Origin of the sequence: Shewanella sp. SG41-4, assembly GCF_014164505.1 — a bacterium.
In the GTDB taxonomy this organism is placed as follows: Bacteria; Pseudomonadota; Gammaproteobacteria; order Enterobacterales; family Shewanellaceae; genus Shewanella.
Genome location: NZ_JACJFI010000400.1, coordinates 1 through 2,692, shown reverse-complemented (window position 1 = coordinate 2,692; position 2,692 = coordinate 1). Strand labels below are relative to the sequence as shown.

At 38.2% G+C, this 2,692-nt stretch carries 4 protein-coding genes; 3 read left to right on the top strand and 1 reads right to left on the bottom strand.

Annotation, left to right across the window (positions count from 1 at the left end; genetic code table 11):
* Positions 1-77 precede the first annotated feature (77 nt).
* On the top strand, positions 78-353 hold the full coding sequence (locus H5202_RS20210) for an AEC family transporter (protein ID WP_336244825.1): 276 nt from the start codon (positions 78-80) through the stop codon (positions 351-353).
* Between the two features lie 312 nt (positions 354-665).
* Here H5202_RS20210 and fur read toward each other — a convergent pair whose 3' ends face one another.
* The gene (gene fur, locus H5202_RS20205; RefSeq protein WP_182773643.1) at positions 666-1,097 is read right to left on the bottom strand and encodes a ferric iron uptake transcriptional regulator; all 432 of its coding nucleotides are present in this window, start codon (positions 1,095-1,097) and stop codon (positions 666-668) included.
* Positions 1,098-1,455: 358 nt separating this feature from the next.
* On the opposite strand from fur, the gene cobB reads away from it, so the two are divergent.
* Both cobB and H5202_RS20195 read left to right on the top strand, forming a co-directional pair.
* Positions 1,456-2,178 carry a Sir2 family NAD+-dependent deacetylase gene (gene cobB / locus H5202_RS20200; protein WP_182773641.1) on the top strand — a complete coding sequence of 241 codons (723 nt, stop codon included), beginning with the start codon at positions 1,456-1,458 and terminating at the stop codon, positions 2,176-2,178.
* A gap of 31 nt (positions 2,179-2,209) precedes the next feature.
* The gene (locus tag H5202_RS20195; protein WP_182773642.1) at positions 2,210-2,656 is read left to right on the top strand and encodes an AAA family ATPase; all 447 of its coding nucleotides are present in this window, start codon (positions 2,210-2,212) and stop codon (positions 2,654-2,656) included.
* The last annotated feature ends 36 nt before the right edge of the window (positions 2,657-2,692 follow it).

The window sequence follows — 2,692 nt, the reverse complement described above, 5'->3', positions numbered from 1 at the left end:
TCATCTCTTTACGGAATTACCCAAGCGTGCACCATCAGATGATATGACTGATTTGCTGCCGTGGAATGTTGATTTAGGTGAAGCAGAATAAGCTTCACCAGTTCATTGACCGCTTACGTTTAAAAATTATTCTATTGCCAGCGTTAGTGTATATGATGGCGCATTATGTGTTTGATCTTGCAGCTTCACGCACGGCGATGTTGGTGTTGCTCAGTGCTTCTCCACTGGGTGTGAACGCCTATCTTATTGCCACAGAACTTAAACAGCATGAATCAACCTTGGGTAGTACAGTAATATTATCGACCTTGTTATCAGTGTTTAGTTTTAGTCTATGGCTGACATTGTTGATTTAGCTATTCCTTTATTAACAGCATTGGTCAAGCTCAGGACGTGTTTTGGAATGGCATTAGTAAACTAAATTAAAATATGCGAGTAATTTCGTATCAAACTAATCTTGTCATGTTTGTAACTAATAGAGCGCAATTTTTTATTATTGAATTAATCAATAGCTAACCGACAGCGGGTTAATCTGACGCAATTAGGGTGTCAAAGGACTTTTTGATAAGCATTCATTCTCTCAATTTGAGATTATTTAACCTATGGTAAATTTCAACCAATAAAAAACCAGCATTTTAGCTGGTTTATTGTTTTCACATACAGATGATTTATTCGTCTGCGTGATCACATGTATCGTTAGTACAACGTCCATATAGATAAAGGCTATGGTGAGTCAGTTTGATATTATGACGCATGGCAATTTCATCTTGGCGGCGTTCAATTACATCGTCAGAAAACTCAATGACTTTATCACAGGTTAAACACACCAAATGATCATGGTGCTGTTGAGTAGACAATTCAAACACAGCTTTGCCATTTTCAAAATGGTGGCGATTGAGAATGCCGGCATCATCGAACTGATTCAATACTCTATATACAGTTGCAAGGCCAATTTCTTCACCTATTTCGAGTAACTTTTTATACAAGTCTTCTGCACTGATATGTTGATTATCTGGTTCTTGCATCAGTTCTAGAATTTTAACTCGCGGCAGGGTTATTTTTAATCCGGCTTTTTTGAGCGCTTGATTTCCATCTGTCATTGCTAATCTCTTGATTGCAGAACCAATCGGTTCATCGGTGGATATTGTAATCATTATATGTCTTGAGTTTAAAAACATAAACCTCTTAAGGTGCTTAATCAACCTATATGGAGGATATTTAGTAAAACATTCTCTTAAGTTGATCTTATTTGTTATAGAACACTCAATAAGCTTACTTATACTAAGGGATTATTGTGCCTAGTCAGTTATCCGATATCATTAAAATTCACATAAAATGAATTTTATGTGAATTTTTAGTCCGTCTAATGGCAACATTTTGTAACGTGAGTGCGTATTTTTGATATGGTATTAAAAGTCATTACATTCTATTTTACATCATCACAATAAAGGACAAACAATGTACCGGCAAATTGTAGTACTGACTGGCGCAGGTATTTCAGCTGAGTCGGGTATGAGCACATTTAGAGATCAGCATGGTTTATGGGAACAGCATAGTATTGAAGATGTTGCCACTCCTGAAGGCTATGCAAGAGATATTGAATTAGTTGAACGTTTTTATAATAGCCGCTGGCAACAATTACACAGTGATGATGTTATTCCAAATGCTGCGCATTTAGCACTAGCGAAACTTGAAACTGAATTTACGGGTGAATTGTTAGTGATTACCCAAAATGTTGATGATTTACATGAGCGTGCGGGGTCTAAACGATTACTGCATATGCACGGTGAATTAGCTAAAGGTCGATGCCCACAATCATTACAAACATTTGTATTACGCGAACCTTTTGGTGTAGAAAACTGTTGTACTTGTTGCATCCCAGGAAAGCGCCTACGACCACATATTGTGTGGTTTGGTGAAATGCCTTTTGGCATGGACAGAATTCACGACGCCTTAGACCATTGTGATTTATTTATTGCGATTGGAACCTCTGGTACGGTTTATCCAGCGGCAGGCTTTGTCGACAGTGCTAATCACCATGGTGCTCAAACGGTAGAGGTTAACCTTGATCCTGCAGACCGTCATAGTCAGTTTCAATATCATTTTACTGGTAAAGCAGGTGATATTTTACCTAAGTTAGTTGATGATATTTTAGCGGGTAAGGTGGTTGGAAGTGAGTAAAACGTTAGTTGATAGGGCTGTAAGTGATGCGATGCCGATAAAGCTGGCGATTATTATGCGTGGCTTACCTGGCAGTGGTAAGTCTTATTGGGTTGAACAATTTATCAATTCTAAAGGTATGGAGCAGGCGAATCATATCCGTCAGCATGGCCTATTCTCTACCGACCGCTATTTTTATCAACAGGGGCAATACCGTTTTAATCCGCAAAAGATTGGCCAATATCATCAGGCTAATCTAACGGCTTTTATTCGGGCGTTGGCGCGTAATGAACCAATCGTTATTTGTGATAATACTAATATCGCGAAATGGGAATTTATGGCTTATGAGGCGGCTGCAGAAGCATTAGGTTACCAAGTTAAAGTGGTATTGGTGGGGGATCCAGATGATGACCAACATCAACAACTTTGTGCACAACGAAATCAACATCACGTTTCATTAGTGCATATTCAAAAAATGGCGCAGTTGTTTGAACAATAGTTGTTTGAACAATAGTTGTTTCAAAAGTAATTGTTT